Source organism: Kribbella sp. NPDC054772 (genome assembly GCF_053611945.1).
The window spans coordinates 56,496-77,824 of record NZ_JBSHBJ010000012.1 but is presented as its reverse complement, the minus strand read 5'-3'; the positions used below and the strand labels follow the sequence as shown (position 1 = coordinate 77,824).

The 21,329-nt window shown below is 69.3% G+C and carries 22 protein-coding genes and 1 pseudogene; 12 read left to right on the top strand and 11 right to left on the bottom strand.

The window, feature by feature from the left end; genetic code table 11:
• Positions 1-20: 20 nt before the first annotated feature.
• From ACWGID_RS20545 to ACWGID_RS20535, 3 genes are read left to right on the top strand one after another with little or no spacing between them, the layout of a single operon-like run.
• On the top strand, positions 21-1,250 hold the full coding sequence (locus ACWGID_RS20545; protein ID WP_452198732.1) for a DegT/DnrJ/EryC1/StrS family aminotransferase: 1,230 nt from the start codon (positions 21-23) through the stop codon (positions 1,248-1,250).
• Positions 1,250-1,990 carry a hypothetical protein gene (locus ACWGID_RS20540; protein ID WP_452198730.1) on the top strand — a complete coding sequence of 247 codons (741 nt, stop codon included), beginning with the start codon at positions 1,250-1,252 and terminating at the stop codon, positions 1,988-1,990. Before ACWGID_RS20545 ends, ACWGID_RS20540 begins: the two co-directional genes overlap by 1 nt.
• Positions 1,984-2,715 (top strand): amidohydrolase family protein, encoded by a 732-nt coding sequence (locus ACWGID_RS20535; RefSeq protein WP_452198728.1) that lies wholly within the window; start codon positions 1,984-1,986, stop codon positions 2,713-2,715. Before ACWGID_RS20540 ends, ACWGID_RS20535 begins: the two co-directional genes overlap by 7 nt.
• A gap of 18 nt (positions 2,716-2,733) precedes the next feature.
• On the opposite strand, the gene ACWGID_RS20530 is transcribed toward ACWGID_RS20535, so the two are convergent.
• The 4 genes from ACWGID_RS20530 to ACWGID_RS20515 form a co-directional block, all read right to left on the bottom strand.
• Positions 2,734-3,270 carry a GNAT family N-acetyltransferase gene (locus ACWGID_RS20530; protein ID WP_452198726.1) on the bottom strand — a complete coding sequence of 179 codons (537 nt, stop codon included), beginning with the start codon at positions 3,268-3,270 and terminating at the stop codon, positions 2,734-2,736.
• A 61-nt stretch (positions 3,271-3,331) separates the two neighbouring features.
• Entirely contained in the window at positions 3,332-3,661 is a 330-nt protein-coding gene (locus ACWGID_RS20525) for a hypothetical protein (protein ID WP_452198724.1), read from the bottom strand.
• A 79-nt stretch (positions 3,662-3,740) separates the two neighbouring features.
• Positions 3,741-4,529 (bottom strand): CPBP family intramembrane glutamic endopeptidase, encoded by a 789-nt coding sequence (locus ACWGID_RS20520; protein WP_452198722.1) that lies wholly within the window; start codon positions 4,527-4,529, stop codon positions 3,741-3,743.
• A gap of 3 nt (positions 4,530-4,532) precedes the next feature.
• Entirely contained in the window at positions 4,533-5,117 is a 585-nt protein-coding gene (locus tag ACWGID_RS20515) for a TetR/AcrR family transcriptional regulator (protein ID WP_452198721.1), read from the bottom strand.
• Between the two features lie 46 nt (positions 5,118-5,163).
• Here ACWGID_RS20515 and ACWGID_RS20510 point away from each other — a divergent pair, with 46 nt between their 5' ends.
• Entirely contained in the window at positions 5,164-7,569 is a 2,406-nt protein-coding gene (locus ACWGID_RS20510; RefSeq protein ID WP_452198719.1) for a glycoside hydrolase family 3 protein, read from the top strand.
• Positions 7,570-7,588: 19 nt separating this feature from the next.
• On the opposite strand, the gene ACWGID_RS20505 is transcribed toward ACWGID_RS20510, so the two are convergent.
• Positions 7,589-8,560 (bottom strand): ArsR/SmtB family transcription factor, encoded by a 972-nt coding sequence (locus tag ACWGID_RS20505; RefSeq protein WP_452198717.1) that lies wholly within the window; start codon positions 8,558-8,560, stop codon positions 7,589-7,591.
• A 59-nt stretch (positions 8,561-8,619) separates the two neighbouring features.
• Between ACWGID_RS20505 and ACWGID_RS20500 the strand changes: the two genes are divergently transcribed.
• Genes ACWGID_RS20500 through ACWGID_RS20490 form a run of 3 tightly spaced genes read left to right on the top strand, consistent with a single transcriptional unit; the run spans position 8,620 to position 11,271 of the window.
• On the top strand, positions 8,620-9,867 hold the full coding sequence (locus ACWGID_RS20500; protein WP_452198715.1) for a hypothetical protein: 1,248 nt from the start codon (positions 8,620-8,622) through the stop codon (positions 9,865-9,867).
• Positions 9,806-10,621, top strand: coding sequence for an ATP-binding cassette domain-containing protein (locus ACWGID_RS20495; protein ID WP_452198713.1), 816 nt, complete (start codon positions 9,806-9,808; stop codon positions 10,619-10,621). The genes ACWGID_RS20500 and ACWGID_RS20495 overlap by 62 nt, the downstream gene beginning before the upstream one ends.
• Entirely contained in the window at positions 10,618-11,271 is a 654-nt protein-coding gene (locus ACWGID_RS20490; RefSeq protein ID WP_452198711.1) for a hypothetical protein, read from the top strand. Before ACWGID_RS20495 ends, ACWGID_RS20490 begins: the two co-directional genes overlap by 4 nt.
• On the opposite strand, the gene ACWGID_RS20485 is transcribed toward ACWGID_RS20490, so the two are convergent.
• From ACWGID_RS20485 to ACWGID_RS20475, 3 genes and pseudogenes are all read right to left on the bottom strand, one after another.
• Positions 11,272-11,547: a substrate-binding domain-containing protein gene (locus ACWGID_RS20485; protein WP_452198917.1), complete on the bottom strand. Its 276-nt coding sequence runs from the start codon at positions 11,545-11,547 to the stop codon at positions 11,272-11,274.
• Between the two features lie 301 nt (positions 11,548-11,848).
• Positions 11,849-12,442: pseudogene (locus ACWGID_RS20480) on the bottom strand (LacI family DNA-binding transcriptional regulator); the annotation flags it as partial.
• Between the two features lie 4 nt (positions 12,443-12,446).
• Positions 12,447-14,816: a glycoside hydrolase family 3 N-terminal domain-containing protein gene (locus ACWGID_RS20475; protein WP_452198709.1), complete on the bottom strand. Its 2,370-nt coding sequence runs from the start codon at positions 14,814-14,816 to the stop codon at positions 12,447-12,449.
• Between the two features lie 267 nt (positions 14,817-15,083).
• Here ACWGID_RS20475 and ACWGID_RS20470 point away from each other — a divergent pair, with 267 nt between their 5' ends.
• From ACWGID_RS20470 to ACWGID_RS20460, 3 genes are all read left to right on the top strand, one after another.
• Positions 15,084-16,439, top strand: a complete 1,356-nt coding sequence (locus tag ACWGID_RS20470; protein WP_452198707.1) for an extracellular solute-binding protein — start codon at positions 15,084-15,086, stop codon at positions 16,437-16,439.
• A 141-nt stretch (positions 16,440-16,580) separates the two neighbouring features.
• Positions 16,581-17,516, top strand: coding sequence for a carbohydrate ABC transporter permease (locus ACWGID_RS20465; RefSeq protein WP_452198706.1), 936 nt, complete (start codon positions 16,581-16,583; stop codon positions 17,514-17,516).
• A 1-nt stretch (position 17,517) separates the two neighbouring features.
• Complete coding sequence (locus ACWGID_RS20460; protein WP_452198704.1) at positions 17,518-18,423, top strand: carbohydrate ABC transporter permease; 906 nt, start codon at positions 17,518-17,520, stop codon at positions 18,421-18,423.
• Here ACWGID_RS20460 and ACWGID_RS20455 read toward each other — a convergent pair.
• Positions 18,413-18,772: a DoxX family protein gene (locus tag ACWGID_RS20455; RefSeq protein ID WP_452198703.1), complete on the bottom strand. Its 360-nt coding sequence runs from the start codon at positions 18,770-18,772 to the stop codon at positions 18,413-18,415. The genes ACWGID_RS20460 and ACWGID_RS20455 overlap by 11 nt on opposite strands.
• Before the next feature lie 75 nt (positions 18,773-18,847).
• Between ACWGID_RS20455 and ACWGID_RS20450 the strand changes: the two genes are divergently transcribed.
• Together ACWGID_RS20450 and ACWGID_RS20445 are read left to right on the top strand one after the other, a co-directional pair.
• Positions 18,848-19,423 (top strand): TetR/AcrR family transcriptional regulator, encoded by a 576-nt coding sequence (locus tag ACWGID_RS20450; protein ID WP_452198701.1) that lies wholly within the window; start codon positions 18,848-18,850, stop codon positions 19,421-19,423.
• Positions 19,424-19,470: 47 nt separating this feature from the next.
• Positions 19,471-20,127 (top strand): hypothetical protein, encoded by a 657-nt coding sequence (locus ACWGID_RS20445; RefSeq protein WP_452198699.1) that lies wholly within the window; start codon positions 19,471-19,473, stop codon positions 20,125-20,127.
• Here the strand turns inward: ACWGID_RS20445 and ACWGID_RS20440 are convergent.
• Both ACWGID_RS20440 and ACWGID_RS20435 read right to left on the bottom strand, forming a co-directional pair.
• Positions 20,093-20,881, bottom strand: a complete 789-nt coding sequence (locus ACWGID_RS20440) for an FAD:protein FMN transferase (RefSeq protein ID WP_452198697.1) — start codon at positions 20,879-20,881, stop codon at positions 20,093-20,095. The two genes, ACWGID_RS20445 and ACWGID_RS20440, sit on opposite strands and share 35 nt — an antisense overlap.
• Positions 20,878-21,327 carry an FMN-binding protein gene (locus ACWGID_RS20435; RefSeq protein ID WP_452198695.1) on the bottom strand — a complete coding sequence of 150 codons (450 nt, stop codon included), beginning with the start codon at positions 21,325-21,327 and terminating at the stop codon, positions 20,878-20,880. The genes ACWGID_RS20440 and ACWGID_RS20435 overlap by 4 nt, the downstream gene beginning before the upstream one ends.
• Positions 21,328-21,329 lie beyond the last annotated feature (2 nt).

Below are 21,329 nucleotides of genomic sequence, written 5' to 3'. Positions count from 1 at the left end.
CCCAAGGAGGGACTGTCGCTATGCAGAACAGCCAACTCGCCCGGGACGGTGGTACGCCGGTCCGGACCGAGCCGCTGCCGTCGGTGATGAACGCCAGCGGCCGCCGGTTCGGCGACGACGAGGTCAAGGCGGTCGAGCGGGTGCTCCGCAGCGGCATGCTCTCGGCCACCTGGGGTGCCGAGGTGCCCGCGCTCGAGCTGGAGTTCGCCTCCTTGCTCGGCGCCGGGCACGCGGTCGCGTGCAGTTCGGGTACGGCGGCGCTGCACCTCGCCGTCGCCGCTGTGAACCCGGACCCGGGCGACGAGATCATCACCACTCCGATCAGCGACATGGGCACCGTGTTCCCGATCATCATGCAGAACGCCGTACCGGTGTTCGCGGACGTGGACCCGATCACCGGGAACCTGACGCCGGAGACGGTCGCCGCCGCGATCACGCCGCGGACCAAGGCGGTGATCGTCGTCCACCTGTTCGGCAAGCCGGCCGCGGTGCGGGAGCTTCGTGAGCTGTGTGACCAGCACGGGATCCTGCTGATCGAGGACTGCGCGCAGGCGTACCTCGCGCCGGTCGGTGACAGTTTCGTCGGCCGGATCGGGCACATCGGCTGCTTCAGCCTGCAGCAGACCAAGCACATCAGCGCCGGCGACGGCGGGCTCACCGTCACCGATGACGCGCAGCACGCCCGGCGGATGCGCCTGTTCGCCGACAAGGGTTGGCCGCGGGACACCGACGAGCGGACCTACCTCTTCCTGGCCCTCAACTACCGGATGACCGAGCTGGTCGCGTCCGTCGCCAGGGCCCAGCTGAACCGCCTCCGGGGCGTCGTCGAGGACCGTCGTACGGCGGCACTCCGGGCGACCGCCGCGATTGAGGACCTCGCTGGGGTCACCGCGCCGCCGGACGGACACGACCACGTCTACTGGCAGTACCCGCTGATCATCGACGAGGCGGCCGGTGACATGCGTGAGTGGGCCGCGGCGCTGACGGCCGAGGGCATCCCGGCGAACGGCGGCTACCTGACCAGCCCGCTGTACGCCGCGCCCGCCGTCCGGGAGCGGATCACCTACGGCCGGTCCGGGTTCCCGCTGCAGGACGTCGAGTATCCGGTCGGCCTGTGCCCGAACGCCGAGGCGCTGATCAACAGCCGCCTGCTCGTGCTCCCCTGGAACGAGAACTACACCGAGTCCGACGTCGACGACATCGTCGCGGCGATCCGCAAGGTCCATAGCGCACTGGCCCGGGAGGCCTGATGAGTGACGCTGTGACTGACACTCCCCCGCTGCTCGACTGCGACATCCTCGTCGGGCACGAGGTGACCACCGGTCGTTGGGGCCGCGCCGAAGACATCCGGAAGGTGCTCACCGCGAGCGGGATCTCCGGTGGTGTGGTGTCCGGGCTGCGGGCGGTGCACTTCGACGTACCGTCCGGGAACGACGAGGCGCGGCAGGTTGCGGACGGCAACGGGTGGACGGCGTGCCCGGTGTTGGACCTGCGCGATCCGCTCGGCGCCGAGAAGGAACTCGAGCGGCAGCTGGCCGGTGACGCGCCGCCGCGGGCGGTCCGGCTGGCCCCGACCGCGCAGAGCGTCGAACCCGGGTACCCGGCGTTCGGGCACGTCGTGCAGTTGCTGGTGAACGCCGGACTGACGATCTTCACCGAGGGCGACGTACGAAAGGTCGGACCGGCGCTGCGCGGGCTCGGTGCGCGGGTGGTGTTCCTCGACACGCACTTCTACTACCTCGGCGACTTCGTGATCATGGCGCGGTCGGAGCCCGGGTTCCACACCTCGACGCGGATGCTGACCGGGCCGGACTCGCTGGAGATCGTGGCCGCGGAGGTCGGCGCCGAGCGGCTGGTGCTCGGCTGCCGGACGCCGTTCCACGAGACCCGGTCGGTCGTCCGCCGGCTGCTCACGTCGAGACTCGGCCCGGACGAGATCGCCCAGGCCGGCAGCCGCAGCCTCGAGACCCTGCTGGAGCCCGCATGCTGATCGACGTACACGCCCACTGGGGTCCGTGGTTCTTCTCGATGGAGACCACGAGCATCGACGTGAACATCGACCTGATCGACCGGTTCGGCATCGACCTCCAACTGGTCTCCGCGATCGAGGGCATCGTGTACGACGCCCCGCTCGGCAACCGCTCACTCGCCGAGCAACTGCCGGCCGACCCGCGGCTGCGCGGGATGATCGTCGTCGACCCGCGACGCCTGGACGAGGCCCGGACCGACCTGGACGAGCTGCTCGCCGGCGACGGGCGGAGCCGGTGGGTCGGCGCGAAGATCCACAGCGAGTACAGCCGGACGCCGATCAGCTCACCTCGGATGCAAGCAGCGATCGAGCTCACCACGGAGTACGGCCTGCCGACGCTCGTACACACCTGGGGCGACACCGTCGTCGATCTCGCCGACGTCGCCGCCCGGATCCCGCAGGCGCGGGTGCTCGCGGGTCACATGGGCGCCAACGGCTGGCCGCGGGTCCCCGAGGCGGCGGACCGGTCGGACCGGATCTGGTTCGAGCCGTGCTGGTCGGCGCCGCAGGCGAACCGGATCCGCTGGATCCTCGACCAGATCGGCCCGAGCCGGCTGATGTTCGGCACCGACGCCACCCTGATCGACCCGTCGGTCGCCCTCGGCGCTCTGGAGGCCGCCGACCTCACGCCCGAGGAGCACAAGGCGATCACCCACGAGAACGCGATCGAGCTGTTCGGCCTCTGACCCTGCGGAACCGATGCGTCAGGTTTCTCTGCGCGGAGGCGCGACGAAGACCAGGAGGTCGTGCTCGGGGCCGCGGACCTCGGGTTCCTGCCAGCCGAGGTGGCGGTAGAACGCGATCGCGGCGTGGTTCTGGTCCCACGCCAGCAGCCACGCCCGCGGGTGGTCCCGGGTCGCCGCCGCGAGCAGGCGGCGCGCCAGACCGGTACCGCGGGCGTGCGGCAGCACCCCCAGCTCGTCGACCTCGAAAGCTCCGACCAGCAACTCGTCGACCTGCTCCGCCCCGAGCCGGTCGAGGACGCTGCCGTACGACCGGTCGGTCCGGAACGGCGCCGACGTCGTCCAGCCGGTCACGAACCCCGCGATCCGCCCGTCACCGGACCGCTCGAACCACGCCTGGAACCCGGGCCGCTCCGCGTCCCCCTCGAGCCGCTTGCGGAACGCGATCCGCGTCTCCTCCGGATCCCGGCGCTCGAACGGCGGTGCCGTGAACACCTCGACGTACGCCGTCGTCAGTTCGTCCGCAATCTCCAGAACATCCCGCCCACGCGTCAGCACCGCTCCAACCTAGCGATGGAGCGGTGCGTGCGACGATCGATTGGCAGCTACCTGCAGTTGTTCACTTGCTCGACACGGTGGCCGGCACCGCGGGCGCGTCCTGGGGCGCCACGGCCGGCGCGGTGATCGCGGCGTCCGGCGTGGCCGCGATCGTCTCGAGCTCGGAACGGAACTGCGGCAACATCCAGCGCAGCGGCTGGTCCAGGACCCGGGCGATGGTCGCCCCGTCGACCTTCAGCAGGTCGCCGATCCGGGCGAGCGCGTCCGGCTCGTCGATGGCGGCGTACAGCAGATGGACGACCTCGTGCCGATGCGCGAACACCGCGAGCGCCGCGGCAGCGAGTCCGGCATCGATTTCTGGCGGACTGGTGATTTCCCCGTTGACTGTCACAGCAGTGTCAACCCGTCCGGGCCCCGATCGGTTACGTGTCAGTCTTTACACCTGCCCAAATTCCTGGCCCAAAATTCGCTCAGTGGGGCAGCCAGGACACCTTCCCGAGCAGGTACGTCGCACCGACCAGCGCGCCCGTGTCGATCAGCGTGTGCGCGACCACCATCGGCATCACCCGGCCCCACCGCCGGTACAGGTAGCCGAAGATCACGCCCATGATCACGTTCCCGACGAACCCACCGAGCCCCTGGTAGAGGTGGTACGACCCGCGCAGCAGCGCACTCGCGGCGACCGCACCCCGCGGCGACCAGCCGAGCTGATCCAGCCGGTGGTTGAGGTACCCGAGCACGATGACTTCCTCGAGGACGGCGTTCTGCGCGGACACCAGGACCAGGATCGGGATCCGCCACCAGTAGTCCGGCAGCTGCGACGGGTCGACGGTCAGGTTCACGCCGGCCGCGTGGGCACCGATGTAGAGCAGCAGCCCCGCTCCCCCGATCACGGCGGCGATCGCCGTCCCGCGACCGAGGTCGCGCCACCGGTCCCGCAAATCGAACCCGATCGCCCGGAACGACTCGTGGCCGCGCGCCAGCAGATGCCCGACCAGCGCGACCGGCACCAGCGCGGTCACGATCGCGAAGAGCTGCCAGGACAGATCCAGCCAGGGTCGCCCCGGAGCCCGGGAACCGATGATCACCGCCGTCTGCCCGCTGATCGGCTTGGCTGACGTCAGCACGCCCGCGAACGAGATGATCGCCGACACCCCGGACGCCCCGAGGGACAGCGCGAGCACCAACCAGATCTCCTTGGTCAGCACCCGCCGGTCCGCGCCTGCCGCGGTCGCCGGCCGTTCAGCAGGCTTCGTCATGGCTCAACTATCCCGCGCGGGACCACCCAGCAGGTCGAGCAGGTGGCCGAACAGGTCGGCCGGATCGGCGTCCAGCGCGTACTGCGTCTGGACCTGGAGACCGTCGGACAGCGCGATCAGCAGCGTCGCGATCGTCTCCGGGTCGGCCGCCGGGTCGAGGGTACCGGCCGCCTGGCGGGCCCGGACCGCGCCGGCGAGCGCCTCCCGAAGTCCGGCGTACCGCTCGACGAAGAACTGGTGGGCGGTGTGCTCGGGGTCGCCGGCCTCGGCGGAGAACGTCGAGTAGAGCTGGACGAGACCGGGCACCGACCGGTTGTGGCCCGCGATCGCGGTCAGCCCGTCGATCGCGTCAGCGGCGTCGAAGCGGTCCCGGTCGGCGTCGTCGCGGGCCCGCAGGACGGCCTCGAAGAGCTTCTCCTTGGAACCGAAGTAGTGCAGCATCCCGGCCTCGCTGAGCCCGGCCGCCGCGGCCAGCTCGCGGGTCGACGTCTTCCGGTACCCGTGCCGGGCGATCACAGCGAGCGCGGCCCGGAGGATCTCGGCGCGCTTCGCGACCCCCTTCGCGTACGGACCGCGGGATCTGGCCATACTCAAAACCTAGCATCACTTGGTTTTCGGTCGTAGCATCGTCGCCATGAACGTCGACGACCTGCTCGGCCGGCTCTCCCTGGAGGAGAAGGTCCGGATCCTCACCGGCCAGGACTTCTGGTCCACGCATCCACTGCCCGCGATCGGGCTGCGCTCGATGGTGCTGTCCGACGGCCCGAGCGGCGTCCGCGGCGCGGCCTGGGACGAGCGCGATCCGTCGCTCAACCTCCCGTCCGCGACCGCGCTCTCGTCGTCCTGGGACGTCGACATCGCCCATCGGTACGGCGTGGTGTCGGCGCTCGAGGCGCGCCGGAAGAACGTCGACGTCGTGCTCGGCCCGACGATCAACTTGCACCGCTCCCCGCTCGGCGGCCGGCACTTCGAGGCGTTCAGCGAGGACCCGGTGCTGACCGCGGAGCTCGCCGCGGCGTACGTCGCCGGCGTCCAGGAGCTCGGCGTCGGCGCGACCCCGAAGCACTACGTGGCCAACGACTTCGAGACCGACCGCTTCACCGCGAACGTCGTGGTCGACGAGCGGACGCTGCGCGAGGTGTACCTGCTCGCCTTCGAGAAGGCGGTCACGGACTCCAAGGCGTGGCTGGTGATGAGCGCCTACAACTCGATCAACGGCGCGACCGCGTCCGAGAACGACCTGCTCGAGACGCCGTTGAACACCGACTGGGGTTTCGACGGCGTCGTGGTCAGCGACTGGACCGCGGTCCGCAGCGTCGAGAGCGCCAAGCACTCGCAGGACCTGGCGATGCCAGGCCCGATCGGCGTCTGGGGTGACGCGCTGGTCGCGGCCGTGCGCTCGGGCGAGGTCAAGGAGGACGCGATCGACCGCAAGGTCCGCCGCATGCTCGCGCTCGCGGCCCACGTCGGCGCGCTCGAAGGCTTCGAGAAGCCGGCTGACCCGCCACACATCGACGGTGTCGCGTTCGCCCGAGTAGCGGCCGCCGAAGGCACCGTGCTCCTCCGCAACGAGGCAGCGCTGCCGTGGAAGGCCGACGAGCTCACCCGGGTCGCGGTCATCGGGCACAACGCCCGCGACGCCCGGACCCAGGGCGGCGGCAGCGCGACCGTGGTCCCGGAGAAGGTCGTGTCGCCGCTCGACGGGATCCGCGCCGCACTCCCCGGCGCCGAGGTCACGTACTCGATCGGCGCGGTCGTCCAGGAGGGCGTCGCCGAGTTCGCGCCGGCCACGATGACCAACCCGGTGTCGGGTGGGCCCGGCGCCCGGGTCCGGTTCCTGGCCGCCGACGGTTCCGAGGTGTTCGCCGAGGACCGGTTCGCCGGCACGCTCGTCTACCTCGGCAGCGACGCGCCGATCGGCGACGCCGCTGTCGTCGAGTTCCGGACCACTTGGACGCCGGCCGAGTCGGGCGCGGTCCGGCTCGGGTTCGCGGCGGTCGGCCACGGCCGGATCTTCGCCGACGACACGCTCCGGCACGAGGGATCCACGGGTCCGGTCGGCGACGACCTCGGGGCCGCGATCCTGTTCCCGCCGTCGATCTCCGTTCCGCTCGAGGCGACCGCCGGCCGGCCGGTCGACGTCCGTGTCGAGCTCGACGTCCCGAAGGGCGAGGACAGCCTCGGCGGCGCGCTGAGCATGACGGTCGGCACGGAACCTGGCGACGCCGACCCGCAGGCGCTGATCGACGAGGCCGTCGCCGCCGCGCGCGCTGCCGACGTCGCCGTCGTGGTCGTCGGTACCAACTCCAAGGTCGAGTCCGAGGGCTTCGACCGCACCTCGCTCGCGCTTCCCGGCCGCCAGGACGACCTGGTCCGCGCGGTCGCCGCCGCGAACCCGCGCACCGTCGTGGTCGTCAACGCCGGCTCACCAGTGCTCCTCCCCTGGCGCAACGAAGTCACCGCCGTGCTGGCGACGTACTTCGGGGGCCAGGAGTACGGCGACGCGCTCGCCGACGTGCTGCTCGGGCGGACCGAGCCGGGCGGCCGCCTCCCGACGACCTGGCCGCGCGAGCAGGCCGACGTACCGGTGCTCGACGTGACGCCGCGGGACGGGGTGGTGCGGTACGACGAGGGCATCCACATCGGGTACCGCGCGTGGCTGAAGGCGGGCGCGGAGCCGGCGTACGAGTTCGGGCACGGGCTCGGGTACACCACCTGGGAGCTGTCCGGTCTGCGGGCGAACGACCCGACGTCGGTCGCGCTGACGGTCCGCAACACCGGCGACCGCGCCGGCAAGCACGTCGTCCAGGTGTACGTCGAGCGGCCCGACAGCACCGTGGACCGCCCGGTCCGGTGGCTGGCCGGGTTCGCCGTCGTCCGGCTGGACGCGGGGCAGGCGCGCGAGATCACGGTCCAGCTGCACAAGCACGCCTTCGAGCACTGGGCGGACGGTTGGACGACCGAGCCCGGTGCCTTCACGATCCGAGCCGGCTCGTCGGTTTCTGATCTGCCGCTCGGGACCGAGCTGCAGATCCGTTAGCTGCCCGGCTGCACGAGCTTCATCGGGGCTCGGAAGAGTTCGATGCCGGCCGCCGTACGACGCGGCGGCCGGTGTCGGACTGCCAGTACAGAACCGACCGTCCGGATCGGCGACGCTCCAGCAATCCGGCGTCGGTCAAGACCCGGAGGTGGTCCGAGATCGTCGCGAGGGATAGTCCGGTGGATGCCACCAGCAACGTGGTGCTCACGGGTGCGGCGGCCTCGGCCAGGATGCGGGCGCGATTGCGCCCAAGCAGCTGCACCAGGGACTCGTCCGGTGGCGCGGCGGTCGCGAAGATCCCGGTCACCGGATAGGTCAGCGCGAATCGGTCCGGCAGCCGCCAGCTGACGTTCACCCGCTGAGTGTGCGCCGCGAGGAACATCAGGTCGCGACCGCGCACGTCGGTCACCGGGTAGTCCCAGCGGTTGACCTGGATCCGCCCGTCCCCGAGCCACCGCACGTCCGGTCCGAGCCCACGCAGTACGGCGGACCAGCCCTGCTCGCTGAGTCGCGAGGTCCGGGACACGATGTCGGCCTGCAGTACCCGCAACCGCCGCGGCCACTCGGGCTCCACCGTCGCCTTCCACACCCACCGCAACAGGGCCGCCGCCTCCGCTGCCAGCCCGGTCGACCTCAGCAGGATGTCCGGCAACGGCGTCCGTACGACGCTCAGGTCCGCGCGGATGTGATCGTCGTCCAGCGACGTCAGGTACTCCAGCTCGGCGTCCAGCGTGAGGTCCGGCTCGAGTGGCGGCACGGTGAAGAAGTCCGCGACCCAGCTCCGCCCGAAGGCGCTGTCCAGCAACGCGGTCCACAGCGGATTCGCCGCTACCTCGGCCCGGAACGCGGTGACGTGCGTGTCCTTCCACGGCCGGAACCACGGCTCGACCGGCACCCGCAGCAGCTTGAGCGCGGACACGGTCTCGGTGAGTTGCGACGTACCGAAGCGGGCGTTCGCCAGGGTGTCGGCATCGACCAGGAACTCGGACAACGTTTCGCCTCCACCCGAAACTGTAGGCGGCCGACGGGCCGGAGTCGATGCTGCTCGGCATGAGCACCTATGGGGCGATCTTCGCCAACCGAGAGTTCCGCAGTCTGTGGATCGGCAGTGCCCTCGGGAACGCGTCGTCGACGATGACGAGCCTGACCCTGGCGATCCTGGTCGACGCGACGACCGGGTCGGCGTTGCTCACGGCGGCGATCATGTTCGGCCCGTCGCTCGCGCAGGTGCTCGGCGTCTCCACGCTGATGTCGGCCGCCGACACCGCGCGGCCCCGGCAGGTCCTCACCCTGCTCGCCGTCCTGTCGACGGTTGCGGTCGGCATCCAAGCGGCCGTGGATCTGTCGGCGGGCCTGCGGCTGGTGCTCTCGCTCGCGGTTGCCTACGGCCTGTCGATCGGCGGCGGGGTTCGGTGGGGGCTGCTCGGTGAGGTAGTGCACGAGGACCAGTTCATCCTCGGGCGCTCGGCGATGAACCTGTCCGTCGGCGCGATGCAGATCGCCGGCTTCGGCCTCGCCGGCGTGCTGCTCCAGGCGGTCGGTCCGTCGACCGTGCTGTGGATCGCCACCGGTTGCGCCGCCCTCGCCGTACCGGTCGTCCGCTTCGGTCTGCGGGACCGTGCGCCGCGCCGGGTCGCGCGAACCGGGCTCGCCGAGACCTGGCGGGGCAACCGCACGCTGCTCGCGCAACGCCGTACCCGTCCGCTACTGCTGGCGCTCTCCCTCCCCAACGCCCTGATCGTCGGCTGCGAAGCCCTCTTCGTCCCGTACGCCGGTTCGCGCGCGGGCTGGCTGCTCGCGGCCGGAGCCGCCGGCATGATGACCGGCGACCTCGTCGTCGGGCGGTTCCTCACCCGCAACGGTCGCCGGGCCGCGGCCCGCTGGTTGCGGCTGCTGCTCGCGATTCCGTTCCTCGGCTTCGCCTTCGATCTGCCGCTGGCTGTGCTCTGCGTGCTCGTCGCGGTCGGCTCAAGCGGGTACTCCGCCTCGCTCGCGCAGCAGGAGGTCCTCGTCGAGCTCACCCCGAGCGAGTTGCGGGGTCAGGTGCTGGGTCTGGAGTCGGCGCTGCGGATGACAATGTTCGGCATCACCGCCATCGCGGCCGGCGCCATCGCGGATCTGACCGCGGCCGGTCCGGCGATGACCGGATTCGCGGCGGCCTCGCTGCTGGTGTCGATCGTCCTGACCCGCCCACTGGCCCGCGTGATGAGCCCCGAGGTCTGGATAGGCTCGCCGCATGGAAGTGGTCCGGCTGCAGAGCGTCTCCAAACGGTACGGACGACAGGAGATCCTGACTGACGTCGACCTGCAGGTGAACGCGGGTGAGCTGCTCGCCTTGGTCGGAGCCAACGGCTCCGGCAAGTCCACGGTTCTCCGGCTGATGGTCGGGCTGTCGCGGCCGTCGGAGGGCTCGGTGGAGCGGAACGCCCGCGTGGTCGGTTACGTGCCCGACGTCTTCGCGTCCCACGATCGCCTGTCCGCTTCGGCGTACCTGCGGCACATGGGACGGATCCGCGGGCTCACCACGACGGCGGCGCGAGCGCGTACGGACGAACTGCTGGAGCGGCTCGTGCTGTCGGGCGGCGCCGACACCCCGATGCGCAAGCTGTCCAAGGGCAACGCCCAGAAGGTCGCGGTCGCGCAGGCGCTGCTCACCCCACCTGAGCTGCTCGTCCTCGACGAGCCGTGGGCCGGCCTGGACGTCAACGCCCACGCGACGCTGCGCGCGCTACTCGCCGAAGCCGCTGACCACGGGGCTGCCGTCGCGTTCACCGAGCACTCCGCCGACACCGTCCACTCGACCGCGACCCGGGTCTGCGCGATCGAGCACGGCACGCTCACGACGACCGCCCAACAGCTCGCCCTCACCGAGGTCTCGCTGGTTCCCGGCACCGAGATCGACTGGACGCAACACCCCGACGTCCTCGAGGTACGGCGGCACGCTGGCAACGTCACGCTCACGCTGCCGACCGGCCGCCACGACTCGGCACTGCTGGTCGCGCTGAACCACGGCTGGTCGGTCACCACGGTCCGGCAGGTGAAGTCCCGATGACCGCGCACTACCGCTACCTGCTGCACAGCGTCCTGCTCTCGCAGCGCTACCTCCCGCCGATGCTGATCTTCTTCGGCGTCATCGCGGTCGGTACGACGTCCGACAACGGGCCCGTTCAGTCGGCGTACGGCTTCTGTGTGCTAGTGATGCTGGTCTGCTCGACTTGGATGGCGGTCGCGATCGTCAATCACGAGGACCCGACGCAGCGCCAGATCACCGTGGTCACGCTCGGTAGTTCACTGCGCGTCCTGGCGATCACGGTCGCCGTTGTCATCACCTGGTGTACGCCGCTGTTGGTGTTCGGTCTCGTCTGCCCGCTCGTCACCGGTGATCACCACGCGCAGGTCGGCGACGTCCTCGTCGGCGCGGTGGCACAGCTCGCGGCGGCGATGATCGGGATCGCTATCGGCGTGTTGTGCTCGCGGCTGGTGATCCGGCGGATCGGGATCGCGATGCTGACCGCGGTCACCGTGCTCCTGTTCATGCTCGTTCGCTGGGTCTCCCCGATCCGCGCGCTGATGAAGGTGCTGTCGAACGAGAAGTCGGCCGGCGCCAACGCCGTACCGACGACGTTGTGGGCCGTGCTGTGCCTGGCCGTCCTGGTCGCCGCCGTGCTGGCCACGCGGACGATCGCGGACCGCAGGGAGTGATCAGGAGGCTGCGACCACGTTGTCGACCGCCAGCTCGTGCGGTGCGGCCGAGCCGCGGATGATCAAGGTCGTCGCCAGCTCGACGTGGTGGGACGCGACCGGCTCCCCCGCCGCCAGCTGCAGGGCGGTCCGGAGCGCGACCGCGCCCATCTCGCGCAACGGCTGCCGGACCGTCGTGAGCGGCGGCGACGCCAACCGTGCGACCTCGGTGTCGTCGAACCCAACCAGGCTGAGATCCTCCGGCACCCGCAGCCCACGGGCCCGTGCGGCCTCCAGGACGCCGACCGCGATCTCGTCGCTGCCCGCCCCGATCGCGGGGGGGGCGGGGGGGCGGGGGCGGCACGAGGAACCCCCCCGCCCCCCCCCGCGCGGGGGCGGCGGGGCCCTCCGGGCCGCGCCCGGGGCACTGGGGCGGCCCCGGCTTGGCCGCGGTCGGACGGTCTGCGAGGTCGAGCATCTTCGACCCGCCGGTCAGCCCGTCGTCGTACAGGAAGTCGCTCAGCCAGATGTACTCCGGCGGCACCTCGGCACCGACTGAGTCCATCGCGCTGCGGAAGCCGCTCAGCCGGGCCTGGTTGCAGCCGGACGTGGGCTGACCACCGACGTACCCGATCCGGCGGTGGCCGAGGGACAGCAGGTGCTGGGTGGCCGCCATCCCGCCGGCGAAGTTGGTCGAACCAACGCTGGTCAGGTCCGGCTCCGGGATGTTCGCCGGGTCGACGACCACCAGCGGCAGCCGGGCCCGGGCGAGCGCGGCCAGGTCGGCGTCGGCGAGCTGACTGGTCAGGCCGATCGCGGCGTGCCGGCCGTTGCCGATGAGGTCGCGGATCCACCGGGCGGCGCGGCCGCTGCTCGACGCCTGCGGGTGCGGCGGGTGCGCGTTCAGCACCACGTCGACACCGGCCGTCTGACCGGCCTCGACGACACCTTGGATGACCTGCACCGAGTACGCGTTCAGCACGCCCTGGTAGAACAGCTCGACCGTGTCCCGGCTCACCGGGTCCGGGCGGCGTCCGACGTACCCGTGCTTCTCGAGGGTGTCCTGGACCCGCGCCCGGGTCGCCGCCGAGACGTCGCTGCGGCCGTTCAGCACTTTGGAGACCGTGGCGACCGAGACCCCGGCCGACCCGGCCACCGTGGCCAGGGTGACACGACCCTTCAACCGCGACATCTCATCACCCTCCTCCAGGATCTTTGCTGATCGTGACCGGCGTGGTGAGCACCCGGTCGTGCCCCACCACCCTCACATCCCCCTTGATCCGCAGCATGGCACGACACGGCAGGTCGAGCGACGACGTGCCCACCATCACTTCGAAGTCCCCGGGCTCGACGATCCGGCGCAAGTCGGGACCGGTGTACGCCGTGCGATCGGCGTGCACCAGAAACGTGACGTCGGCCGCCTGACCGGGCGCGAGCGACACTCGCGCGAACCCGGTCAGCAGCTTCAACGGCCGCGCGACCAGGGCCACGAGATCACGCAGGTACAGCTGGACGACCTCGTCGCCCGCCCGGTCGCCCGTGTTCGTGACGCGCACCGTGGCGGTGAACTCGCCGGCACTGCCCATCTCCGGCGCGCTCATCCGGAGATCGCCGATCGTGAAGTCCGTGTACGACGCTCCGTACCCGAACGGATACAACGGTCGGGTCTCGAGCCCACTGATCCCCGCGCTCTCCGCACTCCCGAGCGCCGGCTGCAAGTACGTCCCGGGCTGCCCGCCGACGTGCCGCGGGATCTGCACCGGGAGCTTCCCGCTCGGCACGATCCGCCCACTCAGTACGCCGGCGATCGCGCCGGCGCCTTCCTGGCCCGGGAGGAACGCCTGCACCAGCCCGGCGGCCCGCTCCGCGAACAGCCCGAGCGCGTACGGACGCCCGGACACCACCACGACGACGACCGGCTTCCCGGTGTCGAGCAGCGCGTCGAGCAGATCGCCCTGGACACCGGGCAGTCGCAGGTCCTCGGCGTCGCATCCTTCCCCGGACGTCCCGTGACCGAACAGTCCCGAGAGATCACCGACGAACGCCACACACACATCCGCGTCCTGCGCCGCCGCGACGCCCGCGGCGAACCCGGTGCGGTCGTCCCCCATCACCTCGCAACCCTTGATATACGACAGATCCACACCCGTCAGTTCGTTGCGTAGGGCATCGAGTGGCGACGCGATGTCGATCCCCAGGCTGCGGTCGGGATAGCGCGGCAACACGTGGTTCGGGAATGCGTAGCAGCCCATCAACGTCCGCGGGTCGTCCGCACACGGCCCGACCACCGCGACCTTCCCGCCGTTGGTGAGCGGAAGTACAGAGCCGGCATCCAGCAGTACGACGGACTTCTCCGCGAGCTCGCGCGCGAGGTCTCGGTTCGCCGGGGAGTCCAGGTCGACGCCGGGGGTGACCGAACCCTCGGGTGTCCAGTCCTCGTCGAGCAGACCGAGCTCCGCCTTCTGCAGCAGCACGCGTTGCGCTGCGCGGTCGACGAGTTCCTCGGGCACCTCGCCGGCCTTCACCTTGTCCAGCAGTGCGGCGTACCCGATCGTGTCCGGCAGTTCGACGTCGGTGCCTGCGGTCAGTGCGACGACGCCGGCATCTGCGGTGTCGGCGGCGACCCGGTGCATCGACGAAAGGAACGGCACCGCCCAGTAGTCCGAGACGACCGTCCCTTCGAAACCCCACTGTTCACGCAGTACGTCGGTGAACAGCCAGGGATCCGCACTCGCGGGCAGTCCGTCGAGGTCGGCGTACGAGCTCATCACCGAGCCGGCGCCGGCCGTCGCGATCGCGGTCTCGAACGTGGGCAGGATGATGTCGAGCAGCTCGCGCTTGCCCATCGACACCGGACCGTGGTTGCGGCCGGCCCGCGAAGCGGAGTACCCGGCGAAGTGTTTGAGGGTCGCGACGACGCCCGCGCTCTGCAGACCACGCACGTACGCTGAGCCCAGGATCCCTACCAGATAAGGGTCTTCGCCGATCGTCTCCTCGACGCGGCCCCATCGGTAGTCACGCACGACGTCGAGCACCGGTGACAGTCCCTGGTGCACGCCGACGGCCGCCATGTCCCGCCCGACCGCCGCCGCCATCCGCTCGACCAACTCCGGGTCGAACGTCGCACCCCACGCGATCGACGCCGGGTAGACAGTCGCGCCGTACGTCGTGAAGCCCGTGAGGCACTCCTCGTGCACCAGCGCGGGCACACCGAGCCGGGAGTCCTTCAGTACGACGTCGTGCTGCCGGATCACCTCGGCGATACCTTGCTCGACGGTCTGCGGATAGCTGCCCCAGACCCGGGTCAGGTGCCCGAGACCCTCGCGGCTGGCGTCCTCGAGTGACAGCGAACCGCCGACCGCGAAGACGTCCTCCATCGGCGCGACGTTGATCGTCTCGTCCGGCGACTGCTCGGCGACCTCCGCGTCGGCCATGTCGTTGCCGGCCCAGCGGCTGCCGAGCTGGGCGATCTTCTCCTCCAGCGTCATCGCCCCGAGCAGCAGGGCGGCCCGCTCCCCGGGCGCTAGAGCCGGGTCGCGCCAGGGCCGGTCGGTCGAGATGGACAAGAAAATTCTCCCTTGTTGCACTTTCGTTTCGGTGAGCAATTATCGAAAAGTTTTCGAAGCCTCCCGATCGAACCTGCCTAGCTCGCGGACGCTCGTTATTCGCCTGTGACAGCAGGAGTTACGAGACCCAACTGTGACCCTGACATGGGCTTTGTTCAAGTCTTGACAGCACAATCTCCGAAATCTATGTTTCGAAAACAAGTCATATCGGCGGGTGCTTCCGCAACCTGCGGGGCAGCACGGAGTACGGAGATCACAGTGGATCCCATGACGACATCCCGGCGTAACTTCCTCGGCCTGGTCGGCGGTGGCGCACTCGCGGCCGGGCTCGCCGCCTGCGGCAGTTCCGGCCCGAGCAGCACGCCCGGTTCCACGGCCAGCGGCGGCGCGGCGGCCGGCAGCGGTACGACGTACTGGTTCCTGACCGGTCAGCCGCAGCAGGGCATCCGCGAGGCGCAGGTCAAGCGGTTCAACGACGCCAACCCGAATACCAAGATCAAGACCACCGAGTTCCAGAACGACGCGTTCAAGGCCAAGATCAAGACCGCGATCGGGGCCGGCCAGGGTCCGACGCTGATCTGGGGCTGGGGCGGCGGCGGTCTGAAGGCCTACGTCGAAGCCAACCAGGTCGAGGACCTGACCGACTGGCTCAACAAAGAGCACGCGGACCTGAAGAACTCGATCTTCCCGTCCGCCTTCACGGCCGCGACCGTCAACGGCAAGATCTACGCGGTGCCGGGCGAGACCGTGACGCCGATCGTGCTGTTCTACGACAAGCGGTCGTTCGAGAAGGTCGGTGCCGAGCCGCCGAAGTCGTGGCAGGACATCATGAACCTCGTCCCGAAGTTCAACGACAAGGGCATCGCACCGTTCTCCCTCGGCGGACAGTCGCGCTGGACCAACATGATGTGGCTGGAGTTCCTGTTCGACCGGATCGGCGGCAGTGAGGTCTTCCAGAACATCTACGACGGCAAGAAGGACGGCTGGTCCGACCCGTCAGCGCTGAAGGCGCTCGAGGAGATGCAGAACCTGATCAAGGCGAACGGCTTCATCAAGGGCTTCTCCTCGATCACGGCCGACTCGAACGCCGACCAGGCACTGCTGTACACCGGCAAGGCCGCGATGATGCTGCACGGCGCCTGGACCTACGGGAACATGAAGGCTTCTGGTGGCGACTTCGTGACCGGTGGGCACCTCGGCTACATGAACTTCCCGCCGTACGAGGGCGGCAAGGGGGATCCGACCGACACCGTCGGCAACCCGGGTCAGTACATGTCGATCTCCTCCAAGGCGAGCCAGGCCGACAAGGACACCGCGAAGAAGTTCATCGCGAACAACACGCTCGACGACGCCACGGTGACGGACTGGGTCAAGTCCGGCAACATCCCGGTCGTGAAGAGCGCGAAGGACAAGCTCTCCTCGATCACGGACAAGAACGACTCCGCGTGGCTGAACTTCGTCTACGACACGGCGGCGAACGCGAAGAACTTCGCCCAGTCGTGGGACCAGGCGCTCAGCCCGACGCAGGCCGAGACTCTCCTCGACAACATCGCCAAGCTGTTCCAGCTGTCGATCTCCCCGCAGCAGTTCGCCACCAACATGAACGCGGTGATCGGCCAGTGACGTTGCTTCTCAGCCAAGGCCTGGAGGCGCCATGACTGTGTTGAATGCCGCGACTCCGTCGCGGCGGTCATGGCGCTGGAACTCCCGGTCTTCCCTCGTCACTCCAGTCCCTGCGCTCCTCAGTCCAGGCCGGGAGGCGCCATGACGGCGACCGCTCCGCCTACCCGGCCGCCGATCCTGTCGACGCCAGTGCGGTCCACGTCCGGCGCCGGGCGGAGCGGTTCGGTCACCTGGATGGTGCTGCCCGCGCTGGCGCTGTTCGTGCTGTTCGGGGTCGTCCCGCTGATCGGCGTCCTCGTCCTCAGCTTCACCCAGTGGGACGGTCTCGGCGCGATCCAACCGGCCGGGATCAGCAACTGGCGGTCGGTGCTGTCCGATCCGCAGTTGCCGCACAGCATCCTGGTGACCTTCGAGATCATGATCCTCTCGTGGGCGGTGCAGACCCCGATCAGCCTGCTGCTCGGAACGTTCCTGGCCGGACGGCAGCGCTACCGCGCGTTCCTCGCGGTGCTGTACTTCATCCCGCTGCTGCTCAGCTCGGCCGCGATCGCGATCACCTACAAGGCGCTGCTCGACCCGAACTTCGGACTCGGGCCCGGGCTGCACATCGGCTTCCTCACCCAGGACTGGCTCGGCAACAGCACCCTCGCGGTCGGCGTCGTGGTCTTCATCGTCTCCTGGCAGTTCATCCCGTTCCACTCGCTGATCTACCAAGGTGGCGTCCGGCAGATCCCGACCACGATGTACGAGGCGGCCTCGATCGACGGAGCCGGCCGGGTCCGGCAGTTCTTCAGCATCACCGTGCCGCAGCTGAAGTACACGATCATCACCTCGTCCACGCTGATGGTGGTCGGTTCGCTGACCTTCTTCGACTTGATCTTCGTGCTCACCGCGGGTGGTCCCGGCGACGCCACCCGAGTGCTCGCCCTCGACATGTACAAGCGGGGCTTCATGTCCAACCAGATGGGGCCGGCGAGTGTGATCGCCACGATCATCGTGCTGATCGGTCTGGCGCTCGCGCTGCTGCTGCGCCGGCTCGGTGGCTCGACGACGGCCAGCCAGCAGGAAGGTGCCTGACATGGCCACAGGTTCGAACACGGTGGCCACCAGTGGTGCCAGTACGGCGACCCACCAGAGCCACGGCGGTCCGGTCCAGGCGCACAAACTGCTGCAGCTGAACTGGTTCGGCGGACTGGCCGGCTGGATCTGGCTGGGTGTCGTGCTGATCCCGCTGTACTGGATCGTGGTCACCAGCTTCAAGGATCAGAGCGCCTACTTCAGCCAGAACCCGTTCGCGCTCCCGTCCGCGCCGACCATGACGAACTACAAGCTGGTCATCGAGTCCGACTTTCCGCGGTACTTCGTGAACAGCGTGATCGTCACGATCGGGACGATCATCCCGGCCGTCGCGATCTCGTTCATGGCGGCGTACGCGATCATCCGCGGCGCCGGGAGCAAGTTCCTGGCCGGCGTGAACGGGATGTTCCTGATGGGGCTGGCGATCCCGCTGCAGGCCACGATCATCCCGGTGTACCTGCTGATCATCCGGATGCACCTCTACGACAGCCTGATCGCGCTGATCCTGCCATCGATCGCGTTCTCGATCCCGCTGTCCGTGCTGGTGCTGTCGAACTTCGTCCGCGACGTACCGAAGGAGCTGTTCGAGTCGATGCGGGTGGACGGCGCCAGCGAATGGGACATGCTCCGCAAACTGGCGCTGCCGTTGACCCGGCCCGCGCTGGTGACGGTCAGCATCTACAACGGCCTCGCGGTGTGGAACGGGTTCCTGCTCCCGCTGATCCTGACCCAGAGCCCCGACAAGCGCACGCTGCCGCTGGCGCTCTGGACATTCCAGGGTCAGTACAGCGTGAACGTCCCGGCGGTCCTCGCGTCCGTCGTCCTCACCACCCTGCCGATCGTCATCCTGTACGCCGTGGGTCGCCGGCAACTGCTGAGTGGTCTGACGGCCGGGTTCAGCCGCTGAGTCGCCTGTTCCGGGGACGGATCGCCCACGACGCGAGCGCCAGCGCGGCGAACGTGAGCGGGGCGATCATCCCGGAGAACTGATGCGCGGCGGCGTTCGACGCCGCCGCGCCGATCATGTTGATCAGCACCCCGGCGTACGCCCACTCCTTCAGCCGCGGGAGCCCCGGCGCGATCACGATCGCCGCCGCGATCAGCTTCGCGGTGCCGAGGATCGTGGCCAGGTAGCTCGGATACCCGAGGTCGATCATCATCGGGTAGAACGGCGGCAGCCGGAACAGGTCCATCGTGCCGCCGACGGCACACTCCCCCACCACGATCGCGGTCGTCGCCCAATAAGTTGCCCGCATCCGGCTCACCAGCTATCGAGACGGTTCCGTACTCTTCCGCTAACGGTACGATAGCGTTTCGATGGAGGTGGATCAATGGTCTCTCGTGGAGACGGCGCGCGGCAGCGGATGCTGACCGCAGCCCTCGACGTCCTCGACGACGCCGGCCTGGCCGGCTTCACGATGGAGGCAGTCGCACGCCGAGCCGGCGCCAGCAAAGCAACCCTCTACCGCCGCTGGCCCACCACCGGCGCATTGCTCGTCGACGCGATGGACGCGACGTACCAACCGCTGCCGGGCCCCGACACCGGCTCGGTCGTCAAGGACGCCACCACGATCCTGACCGCGTTCGTCACAGTCCTCGAACGTACGCGGTTCCCCCGGCTGCTCGCCGCCTTCATCGACGCCGCCGAACGCGACCCCGCACTCGCGAAACTCCACCAGGACCTGACGAAACGCCGCCGCGAGCCGATGCTGATCGCCCTAAAACGTGGCCGCGATCGCGGCGAACTACCACCCGACACCGATCCGGAACTCACCACCGACCTCCTGACCAGCCCCTTCTTCTACCGCCACTTCGTCGCCCACCGCCCGATCCCGCGACGGATGGTGGCCGAGGTGGTGTCACGGGTCCTGAATCCAGGTAGTGCTCGCGCCCTCACAGACTGCTAACCTCAGCGACCTACGGAGACGTTTGAGCGCTGGGGGCGATGCGGACGATGGCCGACGACGACGCTGAAGAAAACACCTCGTCCTCCCGCGGCGGCTGGTTCGACAGGCACCAGAAGGGCGCCTGGATCGCCGCCGGGGCAACGGTTTTCGCTGCTCTGATTGCAACGCTGGTGCCGGTGTTCGCGTCGTCCGGCGATGACAAGGACGCCGTCAGCGGGCCGGTTGCGGCACCTAGCTCAGCCGTTTCCGGCCCGACGCAGCAAACAACACCCAGCACGCCCCAGTCACCCAGCGAGTCGTCGTCACAAACCCCGACGGCTACTCCCGCCGGAAGCCAGCTCTGGCACGGAACGCTGTCGCTCGATCACGAGGCCAAGGATCTCGACGCGGTGCCACCGCAACGGGCCGCGTATTCCGACGAAGGCGACATCTACATGCTGTACGAGAACGAGATGAGCGGCTGGAACAATGTCCTGATAGCGCCGTGGCCGGACCCCGCCGGCACCCTGCCGGGCCCTCAGGAGTGCTCGGATCTCGCGACGACGCAGGGCAGCCGCGACGACTTCAAACTCACGAAGAAGACCGTGCTGTGCGTCATTACCAGCGACCAGAACATTGCGCGGCTGAAGGTCTCCGCTCTCGGCGCCGGTGGCGCGCTGGACTCACGCGCTACGTTCGACGTGGTGATCTGGAAAGCGGGCTGAGCCCGTCGGCCCGGGGCTTCTCCCCGAAAACCTGACGCGTTCCGTCGGCCAGGATCACCAGGCCGGTGCGGTTGGGGCGGGACTGGAGCCAGGTGAGGGCGGCGGGGCCTAGGACGAAGGCTGCGGTGGCGTCGATGTCGGCTTGGGTTAGGGAGCGGTGGAGGACGGTGACCGAGGCCAGGGCCGTTGGGGTCGTACCGGTGCGCGCATCGATCAGGTGTGAACCGCGGCGGTAGAGGCCGGAGGTTGCGATGGCGCCGTTGCGGATCGGGACGACGGCCACCACCTTCTGCGGGTTGAACGGGTCCTCGATACCGATGCGCCAGGCCTCGGCGTCCTGCGTGGAGACTCGGCAGGTCATGTCGCCGCCGGCCGAAAGGCAGTAGTCCGTGGCGGCGAGTTCGTTCAGGGGTTGTGCGGCGCGTTCGACCGCCCAGCCCTTCACCACGCCGCTCGGGTCGAGGCCCGAGGAGCGGCGGACGTCGAAGGCGCCGTCCGACTCGAGGCGGGCCTGCTCACCGAGTGCGAGCACCTCGGCGACCTCGGGTGGGCAGTCGGCGACGGTCAGCTCTTCGCGGTTGAGGCGGGAGATGTAGGAGTCCGGACGGTACGTGCTGAACACGCGATCCGCCGTACGGAGGATGTCTAGGGCCGCGGCCCAGGCGTGTGCCGCGGCCGCGTCGTCGGTGTGGCGGCCGCGCAGCGCCAGGCTGATGGGCATTCCCATCAGGTGTTCGACGTACCGGGTGGTCATTTCGACTGGTCCAGGGCGCTCTGCAGTGAGCGGATGTAGCCGTCGCTGGTGACGGTCGCGCCGCTGACCATGTCGATCTGGGCGCTCTGCGCCTGCACGGTCTCGTTGATCAGGATCGGCAGCGCGTAGTCGTTGATCTCGGCGTCGCGGTGGTTCCCGTTCGGGTACTGCACGACGTTGACGGCGGTGATCTTGCCGGATTGGACGGTGAGCTGCACCTGGACCGGGCCCCACTGCGTCTGCGCCACCTGACCCGTCACAGTCGCCGAGGCCGTCGAGGACGACGGTGTCGATGAGGGTTCGGTGGAGGGGGTCGGTACGGGAGTGCTGCCGACGGTTCCGCCGGCCAGTGGTGTGGTTTCCGGGCCTGAGGTCGAGGTGTGGTACCCGAACATGAGGACGACGGCCGACGCCGTACCGAGGAACCAGAGGACGATGCGTTTCACAG

Excerpts from the sequence above, each read along its gene's own strand:
- ACWGID_RS20520 (WP_452198722.1), bottom strand. The coding sequence starts at position 4,529 with ATGACGAAGCCTGCTGAACGGCCGGCGACCGCGGCAGGCGCGGACCGG.
- ACWGID_RS20450 (WP_452198701.1), top strand. The coding sequence starts at position 18,848 with ATGGTCTCTCGTGGAGACGGCGCGCGGCAGCGGATGCTGACCGCAGCC.
- ACWGID_RS20440 (WP_452198697.1), bottom strand. The coding sequence starts at position 20,881 with ATGACCACCCGGTACGTCGAACACCTGATGGGAATGCCCATCAGCCTG.
- ACWGID_RS20455 (WP_452198703.1), bottom strand. The coding sequence starts at position 18,772 with ATGCGGGCAACTTATTGGGCGACGACCGCGATCGTGGTGGGGGAGTGT.
- ACWGID_RS20540 (WP_452198730.1), top strand. The coding sequence starts at position 1,250 with ATGAGTGACGCTGTGACTGACACTCCCCCGCTGCTCGACTGCGACATC.
- ACWGID_RS20445 (WP_452198699.1), top strand. The coding sequence starts at position 19,471 with ATGGCCGACGACGACGCTGAAGAAAACACCTCGTCCTCCCGCGGCGGC.
- ACWGID_RS20490 (WP_452198711.1), top strand. The coding sequence starts at position 10,618 with ATGACCGCGCACTACCGCTACCTGCTGCACAGCGTCCTGCTCTCGCAG.
- ACWGID_RS20510 (WP_452198719.1), top strand. The coding sequence starts at position 5,164 with ATGAACGTCGACGACCTGCTCGGCCGGCTCTCCCTGGAGGAGAAGGTC.
- ACWGID_RS20535 (WP_452198728.1), top strand. The coding sequence starts at position 1,984 with ATGCTGATCGACGTACACGCCCACTGGGGTCCGTGGTTCTTCTCGATG.
- ACWGID_RS20470 (WP_452198707.1), top strand. The coding sequence starts at position 15,084 with ATGACGACATCCCGGCGTAACTTCCTCGGCCTGGTCGGCGGTGGCGCA.
- ACWGID_RS20495 (WP_452198713.1), top strand. The coding sequence starts at position 9,806 with ATGGAAGTGGTCCGGCTGCAGAGCGTCTCCAAACGGTACGGACGACAG.
- ACWGID_RS20500 (WP_452198715.1), top strand. The coding sequence starts at position 8,620 with ATGAGCACCTATGGGGCGATCTTCGCCAACCGAGAGTTCCGCAGTCTG.
- ACWGID_RS20515 (WP_452198721.1), bottom strand. The coding sequence starts at position 5,117 with ATGGCCAGATCCCGCGGTCCGTACGCGAAGGGGGTCGCGAAGCGCGCC.
- ACWGID_RS20545 (WP_452198732.1), top strand. The coding sequence starts at position 21 with ATGCAGAACAGCCAACTCGCCCGGGACGGTGGTACGCCGGTCCGGACC.
- ACWGID_RS20465 (WP_452198706.1), top strand. The coding sequence starts at position 16,581 with ATGACGGCGACCGCTCCGCCTACCCGGCCGCCGATCCTGTCGACGCCA.
- ACWGID_RS20460 (WP_452198704.1), top strand. The coding sequence starts at position 17,518 with ATGGCCACAGGTTCGAACACGGTGGCCACCAGTGGTGCCAGTACGGCG.